Here is a 15217-nt window from a genome sequence, read left to right as displayed (position 1 = left end):
TTCATAAAAAAACCGCTCACCTGAGTCAGGTGAGCGGTTCTTGTTAGAGCAAAGCTCTACAGTACCTCAGCTGTATATCCCGATTAGAGGATGTTCAGTGGGTACTCGACGATCAGACGGGTGTCGTTGTTGTCAGACGCGTAGCCGCTGTAAGCGCCGTTCGAACGGTACATGGCGTAACGCAGACGGAACGACAGATCCTTGGCTGGACCTTCCTGGATCACGTACTTGGACTCGGCGTTCCACTCGTTCTCTTTACCTTCACCCAGACCGTTGGTCTTGATGTTGTCACCCTTCACGTAGCGGGTCATGAAGCTCAGGCCAGGAACGCCATAGGTCTTCATGTTCAGGTCGTAACGAGCTTGCCAGGAGCGTTCTTCACGGCCCACGAAGTCGGAGATCTGAATGGAGTTGGCAACGAAGATGGTGCTGTTGCCGTCAACGCCATAGTAGTAGGCATTGTCGCCGCTGGAGCGCTGGTGAGCGATGGTGAACTTGTGCGCGCCGAGGCTGTAGGCTGCTGCCAGGGACCACAGTTTGTTGTCTACGCCACGGGTGTCGTTGTCAGGGGTTTCGTCGCCAATGGCGCTGACCAGGTTGCCACGCTTCTCGCCTTCGGTTTTATAACCGTTGAAGTCGAAGTTCAGCGACTGGTCTTCGGCGATAGGCAGGGTGTAGTTCAGATTGATGTATTGCTTCTTGAAGTACTGGTCGGCATCCGAAGCGGCAAATGCACCGGTGAAGTTGTCGGTGAAAGCATAGCTGGCGCCGAAGATGTTGATGCTGGTCAGGCCCTTGCCACCGTTGCCGTTCTCATCAGGCAGACCGCCGATGCTGTCGCGGCCCATGCCGGTTTGCTTGCTCAGGGCGGTGAAGCGACCTGCGCTCAGTTCCAGGCCTTTGATCTCTTTGGAAGTGATCAAGGTACCGGTAGCCACTTCTGGCAACAGACGGCTGTCGTCAGTGGCGAAGACCGGGCTGGCAACGAATTGCTGACCGTATTTCAGCACAGTGTCGGAAACGCGGAATTTGACAGCGCCGCCGATCTTGCCTTGGGATTTCTCTTCGTTGCCGTCGCTATCAATCGCGAACAGGCCGTTACCACGACGACCCGAGCCACCGTCCAGCTTGACCGAACCCATGGCCATGGCGTCGAGACCGAAACCTACGGTGCCTTGAGTGAAGCCCGATTCGTAGGTCAGCAGTTGGCTGACACCGGTGTCCTGGCGATAGCCGCTTTCAAAACCCGGGGTGCCGTCTTTCTTTGCAACGTTACCGGCACCATTTTTGTAATCGCGGTTCATGTATTCCATACGAGTCTTCAGTTTCAGACTCTGGTCTTCCAGGAACCCTTTGGCGTCATCCTGCGAAGATGCCATTGCGAACTGCGAGGTGCCTGCTGCAACAGCCAGGGCGATCATGCTCCACTTCATCACGCGCATCGTGATTTGCTCCTTTGGTTTTTAGAAGAGTACTGCCGTCCCACCTGTTTTATTATCTGGGCGGCTCTTTCTTTTTGTGTCGGCGCAAACTTATATCACGCCGACAATGTTGGCGATACTTGCTAATCCAACCTTTCACCTTCTTTACGACGCTGTCGCAGATGGCTTTGTAGATGTCGCAAATTCACAGTACCGATGCAATCGGATCGACAACTTTCTCGCTGTTTTTCTAGCCTTTTGCATCGCTAAAAAAGAGTCCCTGGCAAAACACTTGAATCTCCATCGGGCAACCCTGCCACTGTTTTTGTTGGGCCTAAGGCTCCCACTTCCCGTGGTGCGCTTATAGTCCATATGGGTACGAATGCAACAAGCGTGCACAAACCGCTTTCTCTATGCGGTTATTTTTCTGAACACTCGTCACTCGCTGTAAAAACCTCATAAATACTGGGCCTCAAGCCCTTCTTTATCAGGGCTTGACGCCATCCCTCGCTTGGTGTTGTCGAGCAGGTTCGTGCGCGCGACAACGAAAAACGTTACCGGTTCACCCCGCCGGTGAGTATTCGGCGGATGCCCGACGCACTGAGCGTAGACGCGCTGTGCGGTTTTGGTGCAAAAATTTTTCCAGTTGTTCCGGATTCATACAGTTTGAGCGGGAGCAGGGGATGAACGCTTTGGGCTTTTCTGGTCATTTCATTGTGCTGCACCGCGCAGTCGGTTCCGTCATGGTGCGTGCCGCCCGAAAATGTCGCATGCAGGAGCGTTGAGCAATGTCTGTCCTGGCACGCTCATCGTGAAGCCCGGCGCATTCGCAGGTATGCTGCCTGCCTGTCGCTTGGCGCCATGCCTGTCTGGAGGGCCGCTAAGCTGAATTGTGTAGATCAGCCGGGAGTGCACGCAGTGTTTGCTTTAGATTCACGACTTCAACAGGACACCCTGACCATCGGCGATTTCCCGCTCTGCCGGCTGCTGCTGTCCAACGACGCCAATTACCCGTGGTTCATCCTGGTGCCTCGTCGCGACGATATCAGCGAGTTGTTTCAGTTGGATGTCGCCGACCAGCAGCAGTTGTGGCAGGAAACCACGGCGCTGGCCGAGTTGCTCAAGGACTTGTTCGATGCCGACAAGCTGAACGTCGCGACGCTGGGCAACGTTGTCAGCCAGTTGCATATGCATGTGATCGTGCGCAAGCGTGACGACGCGGCATGGCCGGCGCCGGTCTGGGGCAAACACCCGGCCAAACCCTACAGCGCCGAGCAGGTCGCGAGCATTCGTGAGCGGCTGCGTCTGGTGCTGACCGAACACTTCACGTTTCTGGAGGGTTGAACCATGAACCTTGAAGAACGCGTCACCGATCTGGAAAGCCGTCTGGCTTTTCAGGATGACACCATTCAGGCGTTGAACGACGAACTGGTGGCGCAGCAGCGGGTGATCGAGCGCCTGCAGTTGCAAATGGCGGCGTTGCTCAAGCGTCAGGAGGAGATGGTCGGGCAGTTCGATTCTTTCGAGGAAGAGGCGCCACCACCGCATTACTGATGCCAACACCTTTATGCAGGCGTAAAAAAAACCGCGAGCAGCCTGGCTGTTCGCGGTTTTTTATTGCCTTGGATCAGCGACGCGGCAGGGCGGCGATCACGTCCTCGGCTTGCAGGCCTTTGTCCCGATTCATCACCGAGAACTCCACGCGCTGGCCTTCGACCAGTACGCGGTGGCCTTCGCCACGGATTGCACGAAAGTGCACGAAAATATCATCGCCGGAATCCCGGGAGATAAAGCCGAAGCCTTTGGAGGTGTTGAACCACTTGACGGTACCGGTATCGCGGTTGCTCATGTCATAGGTAGTCGGTGCAGCGGCCGGTGAAGACTTGTAGAAGCTGATGGCCAGATGCAGGACCACGGCAACCAGAGCGATCACCAGGCTGAACAACACCGCCGGTTGACCGGCGATGACTGGCATCGGTGCGATCAGGGTCAGGGTTTGCAGGACGACAGTCAGCACGAGAAGAGCGCTGACCAGATTTTGCAGATGCTGGCGCGGGCCTTTGTTCCAGTAAGGAATCACTGGAGCGATGACCAGATTCAGCAGGCCGAAAAAGGCCAGGTAAAGTGCATCGGGTTGTTGCAGGTAAGGAACGGCTTCGGATTTCAAGCTAGGTATGAACGACAGCAGCAAGGCCGCTGCGCCCATTAGCAGGTGGACGATTTTCAACATTTTGATTGGCTCACGTTATGACGGCTCACAAGGAAGAGCTGAAGGCGCACGGTTCGCTTCGGAACAATAAAGAGGCGTTGGACACGTGCCCGGCATCAGCCTATGCGCGACACCCCCGAAAAATGGGGCGTAGCGACACACTGCCTATTTAACAGCAAAGCCTGCAGCTACTCAAATTACCCCGGCCAGCGGCACGTGCCCGGTCGATTTGTCGCATGGCGAGTGAAGATTGTCGGCTGCGAGGTGGCGGCTGCCTTGCTAGAGTGGGTCTGCACCTGTTGGATGAATTCAATCGCCTTAGGGGGTAAACATGGCAATCGATATCGGTATCAGTGAAGAAGACCGCAAGTCCATCGTCGAGGGGCTGTCGCGGCTGCTGTCGGACACCTACGTGCTGTATCTGAAAACCCATAACTTCCACTGGAACGTCACCGGTCCCATGTTCAGGACCCTGCATCTGATGTTCGAAGAACAATACAACGAGCTGGCGCTGGCGGTGGATCTGATCGCCGAGCGTATCCGCGCTCTGGGTTTTCCTGCGCCGGGTGCCTACGCGACTTACGCGCGTCTCTCCTCTATTAAAGAAGAAGTCGGGGTGCCAAGTGCCGAGGACATGATCAAGCAGTTGGTCGACGGCCAGGAAGCGGTCACTCGCACCGCTCGCGGCATCTTCCCGCTGTTGGACAAGGTCAGCGACGAGCCGACGGCCGACTTGCTGACCCAGCGCATGCAGGTGCATGAGAAGACCGCGTGGATGTTGCGCGCGTTGCTCGAGGCCTGATAGTCCGGTGCGCGGACGTCCGCAGGGTGTGGATGTCCGCATACTGTTTCAAATCTTACTGAAGATGTCGGCTTATCCTACGCTGCTGGGCAACTAGTCATCTGGCGCTGACTTTGCGTCTGCGTTTTTATGAAGGCACAGGATGTTGTCTTTATAAAAGCAGCGATGACAAAGGAGTGTCAGCGATATGGTAGGTGGAGACAGGCGATGCGAGCACGTCGGTTCGCAACGGGAAATGAAGGTCGATCCGTTTGTCAGCGATTTCGATTTTGAGCTGATCCGGCCGCTGGCCAGATCAGTGCGTTTGAACGGCTTTGCCACTTGCTTGAGGCTCGAGCAGGTTTACTGGAACATTCTTGGTGACATGGCCGGGCACAACGGCTGTTCGGTCAGCACGCTGCTGTCACATGTGGACCGCGAAGTGCACCTGCGCCACGGCGGGGTGAAAAACTTCAGTGGTCTGGTACGGGTGGTGTGCGTGATGAATGGCCTGCGGGATACACCGGCGGCCTTCATGCCCTGAACGGGCAATACTTGAAATGACGTGGCGGGCTGTGCAGTCTTACGGCTGCACAGCCCGCATTTAATGGATATAATCCCGCTCTTTCGCCGCAAAGCCCTGCACGCGGTGGCAATCTGATCGCCGAGACACCCCCATGCCGATGTACGATTATCAATGTGCTTCCTGTGGTCATCAGTTGGAAGCCATTCAAAAGATCAGCGAGGCACCGCTGGTCGACTGCCCTGCCTGTCAGGCGCCAGAGCTCAAGAAACAGCTGTCCATGCCGGGTTTTCGCCTCAGCGGCAGCGGTTGGTACGAAACCGATTTCAAGACCGGAGCCAAGAAGAATCTGGCCGGTGGCGACAAATCTGACTAGGGTTCAGGCCCAGGTCGAACGACACGCGTGAGATTTCGCAGTGCTTGAGTGCGACGGGATCTCCACCGAATTTCGAATTACGAGAAGCGAAACCACTACCATGATGCGCAGCCATTATTGCGGCCAACTGAACGAAAGCCTGGAAGGCCAGGAAATTACCCTTTGCGGATGGGTTCACCGTCGTCGCGACCACGGCGGGGTGATTTTCCTCGATATCCGTGATCGTGATGGTCTGGCGCAGGTGGTGTTCGATCCGGATCGCGCCGAGAGCTTCGCCGCCGCCGATCGCGTGCGCAGCGAATACGTCGTGAAGATCACCGGCAAGGTGCGTCTGCGTCCGGCCGGTGCGACCAACGCCAACATGGCGTCGGGCATGATCGAAGTGCTGGGCTACGAGCTGGAAGTGCTGAACGAGTCGGAAACCCCGCCGTTCCCGCTCAACGAATACTCCGACGTCGGCGAAGAAACCCGCCTGCGCTATCGCTTCCTGGACCTGCGTCGTCCGGAAATGGCCGAGAAGCTGCGTCTGCGTTCGCGCATGACCACCAGCATCCGTCGTTTCCTCGACGAGAACGGCTTCCTCGACGTGGAAACGCCGATTCTGACCCGCGCTACCCCGGAAGGCGCCCGCGACTACCTGGTGCCGAGCCGTACTCACGCCGGTTCGTTCTTCGCGCTGCCGCAATCGCCTCAGCTATTCAAGCAACTGCTGATGGTTGCCGGTTTCGACCGTTACTACCAGATCGCCAAATGCTTCCGCGACGAAGACCTGCGTGCCGACCGTCAGCCTGAGTTCACTCAGATCGACATCGAGACCAGCTTCCTCGACGAAAAAGACATCATGGGCCTGACCGAAGGCATGATCCGCAACCTGTTCAAGGAAGTGCTGGATCTGGAATTCGGCGAATTCCCGCACATGACCTTTGAAGAAGCCATGCGTCGTTACGGTTCCGACAAGCCGGACCTGCGTAACCCGCTGGAACTGGTCGACGTTGCCGACCAACTCAAAGAAGTCGAGTTCAAGGTGTTCAGCGGCCCGGCCAACGATCCGAAATGCCGTATCGCTGCACTGCGCGTTCCAGGCGGGGCGAGTATGCCGCGCAAGCAGATCGACGACTACACCAAGTTCGTCGGCATCTACGGTGCCAAGGGCCTGGCCTACATCAAGGTCAACGAGCGCGCTGCCGGTGTTGAAGGTCTGCAATCGCCGATCGTGAAAAACATCCCTGAAGCCAACCTCAACGTGATCCTCGATCGCGTCGGCGCGGTTGACGGCGACATCGTGTTCTTCGGTGCCGACAAGGCCAAGATCGTCAGCGAAGCCCTGGGTGCGCTGCGTATCAAGCTCGGCCACGACCTCGATCTGCTGACCTGCAAGTGGGCGCCAATGTGGGTCGTCGACTTCCCGATGTTCGAAGAAAACGACGACGGCAGCTTCTCGGCGCTGCACCACCCGTTCACCGCACCGAAGTGCTCCCCTGAAGAGCTGGAAGCCAATCCGGCCGGCGCTCTGTCCCGCGCCTACGACATGGTGCTGAACGGTACCGAGCTGGGTGGCGGTTCGATCCGTATCCACCGCAAGGAAATGCAACAAGCGGTGTTCCGCCTGCTGGGTATCAACGAAGCGGAACAGGAAGAGAAGTTCGGCTTCCTGCTCGACGCGCTGAAGTACGGTGCACCGCCGCACGGTGGTCTGGCCTTCGGTCTGGACCGTCTGGTGATGCTGATGACCGGCGCCCAGTCGATCCGTGAAGTGATTGCTTTCCCGAAAACCCAGAGTGCTGCGGACGTCATGACGCAAGCGCCGGGTGTGGTGGATGCCAAGGCGCTGCGCGAGCTGCACATTCGTTTGCGCGAAACGCCAAAGGCTGAGTAAGACGGGCCTGAAGGCGCATCTTCGGATGCGCCTTTTTTCTTTCTATAGAGAGCAGGTCGAGATTTTTTGTTTGCTGGCCACTGCGTGAGCAGGGCGGGCAACGTTTCAAGAGAATTCGGAGCGAGTTATGGCAGGTCATTCCAAGTGGGCGAACATCAAGCACCGCAAAGAACGTCAGGATGCCAAGAGAGGCAAGATCTTCACCAAGTGGATCCGTGAGCTGACCGTTGCGGCCCGTCAGGGCGGCGGCGATCCGGGTTCCAACCCGCGTCTGCGCCTGGCCCTGGACAAGGCCCTCGGTGCGAACATGAGCCGCGACATCATCGACCGCGCCGTTGCGCGTGGCGCCGGTGCGACCGAAGCGGACAACGTTGAAGAGCTGACCTACGAAGGTTACGGCCCGGGCGGCGTGGCGGTGATGGTCGAGTGCATGACCGACAACCGCAACCGTACCGCAGCTGCCGTGCGCCATGCGTTCAGCAAATGTGGCGGCAACCTTGGTACCGACGGTTCGGTTGCGTACCTGTTCGAACGCAAAGGGCAGATCAGCTTCGCCCCGGGCGTCGATGAAGACGCGCTGACCGAAGCGGCGCTGGAAGCCGATGCCGACGACGTGGTCAGCCATGAAGACGGCTCGATCGACGTGTTCACCTCGTTCACCAGCTTCTACGCGGTGCGTAACGCGTTGGAAGCGGCCGGGTTCAAGGGTGACGACGCAGAAATCGTCATGCAGCCGACCACCAGCGCCGAACTGGATCTGGAAGGCGCGGAGAAGGTGCTCAAGCTGATCGACATGCTCGAGGATCTGGATGACGTGCAGAACGTCTACTCCAACGCAGACATTCCCGAAGATGTGGCCGCTCAGCTCGGTTAAGAGCGACTAGGCTTCAATGTGGGAGCGGGCTTGCTCGCGAAGGCGGCGTATCAGCAAGCATCAATGCTGAATGACACACCGCCTTCGCGAGCAAGCCCGCTCCCACATTGGTTATTCGCTGTTTTGAATTTCTTGTTTTTACCGACTCCGCAGGCGTTATGACTTTAATTCTGGGTATCGACCCCGGCTCGCGCATCACCGGTTACGGGATTGTTCGCGATACCGGCCGCGGCGGCTGCATCTATGTGGCCTCGGGCTGCATCCGTACCGGCGCCGGTGAGTTGCATGAGCGGCTGCAAATCGTTTATCGCGGCGTGCGTGAAATCATTCAGACCTATGGCCCGGTGACCATGGGCATCGAAAAAGTGTTCATGGCGAAAAACGCCGATTCGGCTCTCAAACTCGGGCAGGCTCGCGGTGCCGCCATTGTGGCTGGCGCTGAAGAGTGCCTGGAGATTGCCGAGTACACCGCCACCCAGGTCAAGCAAGCCGTGGTCGGCACCGGCGCCGCCAATAAAGAGCAGGTGCAGATGATGGTCATGCACATGCTCAAGCTGACCAGCAAACCGCAGATCGATGCCTCGGATGCCCTGGCCATCGCGATTTGTCACGCGCACACCCGTTCCAGCCTGCTGCCGCATGGCCTGGGTACCGCACGCAGTCGTGGCGGGCGCCTGCGTCTCTGATAGCATCAGCAATCATTTTTGCGGAATGCGGATTTCGCGCCTGGGTCGTCGGCCCGATTCCCGCCTTCCATCTGTCGCCAGCCCACGGCTGGCCAACGCTCAAGGATCTGAAACGTGATTGGACGCTTGCGCGGCACCCTGGCTGAGAAACAGCCGCCGCACCTGATTCTGGATGTAAACGGCCTCGGGTATGAGCTGGAAGTGCCCATGACCACCCTTTATCGCTTGCCGTCGGTCGGTGAACCGCTGACGCTGCACACCCATTTGGTCGTACGCGAAGACGCGCAGTTACTCTATGGTTTCGCCGGCAAGCGTGAGCGAGACTTTTTTCGCGAGTTGATCCGTCTCAATGGTGTCGGGCCGAAACTGGCCCTGGCCTTGATGTCGAGCCTGGAAGTCGATGAACTGATTCGCTGCGTGCAATCCCAGGACACCTCGGCGCTGACCAAGGTCCCGGGGGTCGGCAAGAAAACCGCTGAGCGCCTGCTGGTTGAACTGAAGGATCGCTTCAAGGCCTGGGAAACCTCGCCGGCCATGTTCGCCCTGGTGCCGAATCAGCCGGACGGCCCGGCGCCGGTCAACACCGCTGAAAACGATGCGGTCAGCGCGCTGATTTCCCTGGGCTACAAGCCGCAGGAAGCGAGCAAGGCGATTACCGCCATCAAGGACAAGAATTTGAGCAGTGAAGACCTGATCCGCCGCGCCCTGAAGGGAATGATTTAAGTGATTGAAGCTGATCGTCTGATCGCCGCCGCGCACAGCCCGCGCGAGCGCGAAGAAGTCCAGGATCGGGCCATTCGCCCGGTCAGTCTGGCCGACTACATTGGCCAGCCGACCGTGCGCGAGCAGATGGAACTGTTCATCCAGGCGGCGCGTGGTCGCAGTGAATCGCTGGATCACACGTTGATCTTCGGCCCGCCGGGTCTGGGTAAAACCACGCTGGCCAACATCATTGCCCAGGAAATGGGCGTGTCGATCAAGAGCACGTCGGGCCCGGTGCTTGAGCGTCCGGGAGATCTGGCGGCACTGCTGACCAATCTTGAGCCACACGACGTGTTGTTCATCGACGAAATCCATCGCCTGTCGCCAATTGTCGAAGAAGTGCTGTACCCGGCCATGGAAGACTTCCAGCTCGACATCATGATCGGTGAAGGGCCGGCAGCGCGCTCGATCAAGCTTGATCTGCCACCGTTCACCCTCGTTGGCGCCACCACCCGTGCCGGCATGCTGACCAACCCGTTGCGTGACCGCTTCGGTATCGTCCAGCGTCTTGAGTTCTACAGCACAGCGGATCTGGCGACGATTGTCAGTCGGTCGGCGGCGATTCTCGGTCTGCCGCTGGATCCGGAGGGTTCTTTCGAAATCGCTCGTCGTGCCCGTGGTACGCCGCGAATCGCCAATCGTCTGCTGCGTCGGGTGCGCGATTTTGCCGAAGTGCGCGCCAAGGGCCATATCACCAAGTCGGTGGCCGATCTGGCGTTGAACCTGCTGGACGTCGATGAACACGGTTTCGACCATCAGGACCGGCGCCTGCTGCTGACCATGATCGAGAAGTTCGATGGCGGCCCGGTGGGTATCGACAGTCTGGCGGCGGCGATCAGTGAAGAGCGCCATACCATCGAAGATGTGCTGGAGCCGTACCTGATTCAACAGGGTTACATCATGCGTACGCCACGGGGCAGGGTGGTGACACGGCATGCATACCTGCATTTCGGTTTAAACATTCCGTCACGAATGGGTGAAATGCCCGTGGCAGACGAGTTTCTCGATGCCGTGGACGATTGATACACATTTTTTGGCGATTTATTCAGCGTTTGTACTGTCACAGGACGGTACTTTTGCGGTAAAGCCTTAAACACTGAAAAAACAGTTGCCTGGCCGGATTGGCAACCCGAGGAGTAAGCACTAGAGTATGCGCGCGCAAAACGGGCTTGAGCCGTTCGCACATCGTTGTCGCGTTTATTACGAGGACACCGATGCGGGCGGCATCGTGTATTACGTTAATTACCTCAAGTTTATGGAACGGGCTCGAACCGAGCGGCTCCGGACGCTGGGCTTTGCCCAGTCGGAACTGGCCGGGGAGGACCTGTTGTTTGTCGTGCATTCCAGCGAAGCGCGCTACCACGCGCCGGCGCGACTGGACGACGAACTGCTGGTAAGCGCTGATGTAATCGAATTGAACCGTGCCAGCCTGCGCTTTAAACAGCAGGTCAGGCGGGCCACGGATAATGTGCTGCTCTGTGAAGGGCAGTTTCTGGTGGCCTGCGTGCGCACCGACAGTTTGAAACCCCGGGCCATGCCCGAATCCTTGCGTGCGGCCTTTGCCGACGCGGGCGGCACGGGTACACACTCAAAGCAGGAGATAAAGCGTGGAAGCTAACGTCGTCGACCATTCCTCCATGTGGAGCCTGGTCAGCAATGCCAGCATCGTGGTGCAGTTGGTAATGTTGACCCTGGTGGCCGCATCGGTGACCTCATGGATCATGATCTTTCAGCGCAGCAATCTGCTGCGTGCCGGTCGACGCGCCCTGGAGAGCTTCGAAGAGCGCTTCTGGTCGGGTATCGATCTGTCCAAGCTGTACCGTCAGGCCGGCAGCAACCCTGATCCGGATTCGGGCGTGGAGCAGATCTTCCGTGCCGGTTTCAAGGAGTTCTCCCGTCTGCGTCAGCAGCCAGGCGTCGACCCTGAAGCAGTGATGGAAGGTGTGGCCCGCGCCATGCGCGTTGCCATCTCCCGTGAGGAAGAGAAGCTGGAGCAGAGCCTGCCGTTCCTCGCCACCGTTGGTTCGGTCAGCCCGTACATCGGTCTGTTCGGTACCGTGTGGGGCATCATGAACTCCTTCCGCGGTCTGGCCAGCGCCCAGCAGGCGACCCTGGCCACCGTGGCCCCGGGTATCGCCGAAGCCCTGATCGCCACCGCGATCGGCCTGTTCGCCGCGATCCCGGCCGTTATCGCTTACAACCGTTTCTCTGCCCGCAGCGAAACCTTGCTGAGCCGCTACTACACCTTCGCCGATGAGTTCCAGGCGATCCTGCACCGCAAAGTGCACACCAGCGAAGAATAAGCAGGTATTTCCCGATGGCTTTAATCGCTCGAGCCCGAAACAAGCGCAAGCCGGTCGCCGAGATGAACGTGGTGCCATACATCGACGTGATGCTGGTGCTGCTGGTTATCTTCATGGTGACCGCGCCGATGCTCAATCAGGGCGTGAAAGTGGATCTGCCCAAGGTTTCCAGCGAAGCCTTGCCGCAGGACAACAACACTCAGGTGCTGACCATTTCGATCAAGGCTGACAAGACCTACTACTGGAACCTTGGCAGCGAAGTCGATACCGAAAAGCAGCAGGACAGGGCAATGACCCTGCCGCAGATGACTGACGCGGTGACCAAGATCATTCGCGCCGGCACCGAAGGCGGCAAGCGTACCCAGGTCTTTATCCGAGGCGACAAGTCGGTCGACTACGGCGCCGTGATGGGTGCCATGGGCGGGTTGCAGAAAGCCGGGGTCGGTAATGTTGGTTTGATTACCGAGGCCCCCTGATGCAGCAACAGCGAGAGCCGTCCGCCTCGGAAAGCTACTTCTGGCCCAGTGTTCTGGCGATTGTCCTGCACGTGCTGGTGTTCGGCATGCTGTTCGTCAGTTTCGCCTTCACGCCCGAGTTGCCGCCGGCCAAGCCGATTGTCCAGGCGACCCTGTACCAGCTGAAATCGAAAAGTCAGGCAACCACCCAGACCAATCAGAAGATTGCGGGTGAGGCGAAGAAATCCGCCGCGCGCCAGACCGAAGTCGAGCAGATGGAACAGAAAAAGGTCGAGCAGGAAGCGGTGAAGGCTGCGGAACAAAAGAAAGAAGAAGCGGCTCAAAAGGCCGAGGAAGCCAAGAAGGCCGACGAGGCGAAGAAAGCGGACGAGGCGAAAAAGGCTGATGAAGCCAAGAAAGCCGACGATGCGAAGAAAGCCGAGGCCAAGAAGGCAGAAGAGAAACAATTGGCTGATATAGCCAAGAAGAAAGCCGAAGAAGAAGCCAAGAAGGCGGCTGAAGAAGAGGCCAAGAAAGCGGCCGCTGAAGAAGCCAAGAAGAAGATCGTCGAAGACGCGAAGAAGAAAGCCGCCGAAGACGCCAAGAAAAAAGCTGAAGCTGAAGAGGCGAAGAAGAAAGTCGCCGACGAAGCGAAGAAGAAAGCTGCTGCCGATGCTGCGAAGAAGAAATCGCAGGAAGCGGCACGTAAATCCGCCGAAGAGAAAAAGGCTCAGGCCCTGGCAGATTTGCTTTCCGACACGCCACAGCGTGAGCAGGCCATGGCCGATGAACAGGGTGACGAAGTCGCGGGCAGTTTCGATGACCTGATTCGTGCGCGAGCAGCGGAAGGTTGGGCGCGTCCGCCTTCGGCACGCAAAGGCATGACAGTCGAATTGCGAATCGGCATGTTGCCGGACGGTACGGTGACCACGGTCAGCGTGATCAAGTCCAGTGGCGATGGTCCGTTCGATGCGTCGGCAGTCGCGGCAGTGAAGAATATTGGACGTTTGACAGAAATGCAGGGAATGAAGCCGAGCGATTTCGCTCCGTATCGTTCATTCAAGATGACATTCACACCTGAGGATCTAGCCTTGTGAGAAACCTTCTTCGAGGAATGCTGGTCGTGATCTGCTGCATGGCAGGGATCGCGATGGCTGATGAAAAGAACATTCTGGTCACCAGCGGCAGCGATCGGGCCACCCCGATCGCCGTCGTACCGTTCGGCATGCAGGGCGGTGCCGTGCTGCCGGACGACATGGCTGAAATCATTGGTAACGATTTGCGGAACTCGGGCTACTACTCGCCGATTCCAAAGCAAAACATGATCAGCCAGCCAAGCCAGCCGAGCGAAATCATCTTCCGTGACTGGAAGGCGGTGGGTGCTCAATACATGATGGTCGGCAGCATTGCTCCTGCGGGCGGTCGTCTGCAGGTGCAATGGGCACTGTTCAACGTGGCCACCGAGCAGAAAGTGGCTGACGGCAGTGTTTCCGGTACCACCGAGCAACTGCGTGACATGGCGCACTTCATCTCTGACCAGTCGTTCGAAAAACTCACCGGTATCAAAGGTGCGTTTTCGACCCGTCTGCTGTACGTGACAGCCGAGCGTTTCTCCGAGAAGAACACTCGCTACACCCTGCAGCGTTCGGACTACGACGGTGCCCGTGCCGTGACTCTGCTGCAATCGCGCGAGCCGATCCTGTCGCCGCGTTTCGCCCCGGATGGCAAGCGCATCGCCTACGTGTCGTTCGAGCAGAAGCGTCCACGGATCTTCATGCAGAACATCGACACCGGTCGCCGTGAGCAGATCACCAACTTCGAAGGCCTGAACGGCGCGCCAGCCTGGTCGCCGGATGGCAATCGCCTGGCTTTCGTACTGTCGAAAGACGGCAACCCGGATATCTATGTGATGAACCTGGGTTCGCGTCAGATCACTCGTGTGACGGCAGGTCCTGGCATCAACACCGAACCGTACTGGGGCAAGGATGGTTCGACCATCTACTTCACCTCGGACCGTGGCGGCAAGCCGCAGATCTACAAAACCAGCGCCAGCGGCGGTGGTGCCGAGCGTGTGACCTTCATTGGCAACTACAACGCCAACCCGAAGCTTTCGGCTGATGAAAAGACTCTGGTGATGATCCATCGCCAGGATGGTTTCACCAATTTCAAGGTGGCGGCCCAGGATTTGCAGCGAGGTAGTGTAAAGATCCTCACTGATAGCACTCTGGACGAGTCACCTACTGTTGCGCCCAACGGCACCATGGTAATCTACGCCACCCGCCAGCAGGGCCGGGGAGTCTTGATGCTCGTGTCCATTAATGGACGCGTGAGGCTCCCGCTTCCTACCGCACAAGGCGAAGTCAGAGAACCGTCCTGGTCCCCTTACCTGAACTGACGCGGCGCTTTACGTTTTACTTAACACACTGGGGTTCATTAGGAGTTTCACGATGGAAATGCTGAAGTTTGGTAAATTTGCTGCGCTGGCTCTGGCCATGGCTGTAGCTGTAGGTTGCTCGTCCAAAGGCGGCGACAACGCCGGTGAAGGCGCTGTTGATCCAAACGCTGGTTACGGCGCAAACACTGGTGCCGTTGACGGTTCCCTGAGCGAAGAAGCTGCTCTGCGCGCAATCACCACCTTCTACTTCGAATACGACAGCTCGGACCTGAAGCCAGAAGCCATGCGCGCTCTGGACGTTCACGCCAAAGACCTGAAAGCAAACGGCGCTCGCGTTGTTCTGGAAGGCAACACCGACGAACGTGGTACTCGTGAGTACAACATGGCACTGGGCGAGCGTCGTGCGAAAGCCGTTCAGCGCTACCTGGTACTGCAAGGTGTTTCCCCAGCTCAGCTGGAACTGGTTTCCTACGGCGAAGAGCGTCCAGTTGCTACCGGCAACGACGAGCAGTCCTGGGCTCAAAACCGTCGCGTCGAACTGCGTAAGTAATTCGAT

At 58.0% G+C, this 15217-nt stretch carries 18 protein-coding genes; 16 read left to right on the top strand and 2 right to left on the bottom strand.

Going from position 1 to position 15217, the window contains the following annotated elements; all coding sequences use genetic code 11:
* Nucleotides 1-83: 83 nt before the first annotated feature.
* The gene (locus ACM6I7_RS01935; protein ID WP_027612529.1) at nt 84-1442 is read right to left on the bottom strand and encodes an OprD family porin; all 1359 of its coding nucleotides are present in this window, start codon (nt 1440-1442) and stop codon (nt 84-86) included.
* Between the two features lie 897 nt (nt 1443-2339).
* Between ACM6I7_RS01935 and ACM6I7_RS01930 the strand changes: the two genes are divergently transcribed.
* Nucleotides 2340-2765, top strand: a complete 426-nt coding sequence (locus ACM6I7_RS01930; RefSeq protein ID WP_027612530.1) for an HIT family protein — start codon at nt 2340-2342, stop codon at nt 2763-2765.
* A 3-nt stretch (nt 2766-2768) separates the two neighbouring features.
* Nucleotides 2769-2975: a SlyX family protein gene (locus ACM6I7_RS01925; protein WP_007962092.1), complete on the top strand. Its 207-nt coding sequence runs from the start codon at nt 2769-2771 to the stop codon at nt 2973-2975.
* Between the two features lie 73 nt (nt 2976-3048).
* On the opposite strand, the gene ACM6I7_RS01920 is transcribed toward ACM6I7_RS01925, so the two are convergent.
* Nucleotides 3049-3651 carry a cold-shock protein gene (locus ACM6I7_RS01920; protein WP_027612531.1) on the bottom strand — a complete coding sequence of 201 codons (603 nt, stop codon included), beginning with the start codon at nt 3649-3651 and terminating at the stop codon, nt 3049-3051.
* Nucleotides 3652-3961: 310 nt separating this feature from the next.
* Between ACM6I7_RS01920 and ACM6I7_RS01915 the strand changes: the two genes are divergently transcribed.
* The 14 genes from ACM6I7_RS01915 to pal all read left to right on the top strand — a co-directional run bounded on the left by ACM6I7_RS01915 (nt 3962) and on the right by pal (nt 15211).
* Nucleotides 3962-4432, top strand: a complete 471-nt coding sequence (locus tag ACM6I7_RS01915) for a Dps family protein (protein WP_007912745.1) — start codon at nt 3962-3964, stop codon at nt 4430-4432.
* Between the two features lie 187 nt (nt 4433-4619).
* The gene (locus tag ACM6I7_RS01910; protein ID WP_096795088.1) at nt 4620-4955 is read left to right on the top strand and encodes a ribbon-helix-helix domain-containing protein; all 336 of its coding nucleotides are present in this window, start codon (nt 4620-4622) and stop codon (nt 4953-4955) included.
* A gap of 133 nt (nt 4956-5088) precedes the next feature.
* Complete coding sequence (locus tag ACM6I7_RS01905) at nt 5089-5310, top strand: FmdB family zinc ribbon protein (RefSeq protein ID WP_003227532.1); 222 nt, start codon at nt 5089-5091, stop codon at nt 5308-5310.
* Nucleotides 5311-5410: 100 nt separating this feature from the next.
* On the top strand, nt 5411-7186 hold the full coding sequence (gene aspS, locus ACM6I7_RS01900; RefSeq protein WP_003227530.1) for an aspartate--tRNA ligase: 1776 nt from the start codon (nt 5411-5413) through the stop codon (nt 7184-7186).
* Between the two features lie 127 nt (nt 7187-7313).
* On the top strand, nt 7314-8060 hold the full coding sequence (locus ACM6I7_RS01895) for a YebC/PmpR family DNA-binding transcriptional regulator (protein ID WP_003227527.1): 747 nt from the start codon (nt 7314-7316) through the stop codon (nt 8058-8060).
* A gap of 158 nt (nt 8061-8218) precedes the next feature.
* A complete protein-coding gene (gene ruvC, locus ACM6I7_RS01890) occupies nt 8219-8746 on the top strand; it encodes a crossover junction endodeoxyribonuclease RuvC (protein ID WP_007962095.1) in 528 nt (175 codons plus the stop codon).
* A gap of 114 nt (nt 8747-8860) precedes the next feature.
* Nucleotides 8861-9469: a Holliday junction branch migration protein RuvA gene (gene ruvA / locus ACM6I7_RS01885; protein ID WP_003227522.1), complete on the top strand. Its 609-nt coding sequence runs from the start codon at nt 8861-8863 to the stop codon at nt 9467-9469.
* On the top strand, nt 9470-10531 hold the full coding sequence (ruvB, locus tag ACM6I7_RS01880; protein WP_007962024.1) for a Holliday junction branch migration DNA helicase RuvB: 1062 nt from the start codon (nt 9470-9472) through the stop codon (nt 10529-10531).
* Between the two features lie 127 nt (nt 10532-10658).
* Complete coding sequence (ybgC, locus tag ACM6I7_RS01875) at nt 10659-11126, top strand: tol-pal system-associated acyl-CoA thioesterase (RefSeq protein ID WP_027612533.1); 468 nt, start codon at nt 10659-10661, stop codon at nt 11124-11126.
* Nucleotides 11116-11811 (top strand): protein TolQ, encoded by a 696-nt coding sequence (gene tolQ, locus ACM6I7_RS01870; protein WP_007912733.1) that lies wholly within the window; start codon nt 11116-11118, stop codon nt 11809-11811. Before ybgC ends, tolQ begins: the two co-directional genes overlap by 11 nt.
* Nucleotides 11812-11834: 23 nt before the next feature.
* A complete protein-coding gene (gene tolR / locus ACM6I7_RS01865; RefSeq protein ID WP_161794900.1) occupies nt 11835-12287 on the top strand; it encodes a protein TolR in 453 nt (150 codons plus the stop codon).
* A complete protein-coding gene (tolA, locus tag ACM6I7_RS01860) occupies nt 12287-13363 on the top strand; it encodes a cell envelope integrity protein TolA (RefSeq protein WP_115984268.1) in 1077 nt (358 codons plus the stop codon). Before tolR ends, tolA begins: the two co-directional genes overlap by 1 nt.
* Before the next feature lie 17 nt (nt 13364-13380).
* On the top strand, nt 13381-14661 hold the full coding sequence (gene tolB / locus ACM6I7_RS01855) for a Tol-Pal system beta propeller repeat protein TolB (protein WP_164747834.1): 1281 nt from the start codon (nt 13381-13383) through the stop codon (nt 14659-14661).
* Between the two features lie 52 nt (nt 14662-14713).
* Nucleotides 14714-15211, top strand: coding sequence for a peptidoglycan-associated lipoprotein Pal (gene pal, locus ACM6I7_RS01850; protein ID WP_003178634.1), 498 nt, complete (start codon nt 14714-14716; stop codon nt 15209-15211).
* The last annotated feature ends 6 nt before the right edge of the window (nt 15212-15217 follow it).

Source organism: Pseudomonas sp. IT-93MI4 (assembly GCF_949767635.1).
In the GTDB taxonomy this organism is placed as follows: Bacteria; Pseudomonadota; Gammaproteobacteria; order Pseudomonadales; family Pseudomonadaceae; genus Aquipseudomonas; species Aquipseudomonas putida_A.
Note: the sequence above shows the minus strand (reverse complement) of the source record. Positions and strands in the feature narration are given on the sequence as shown.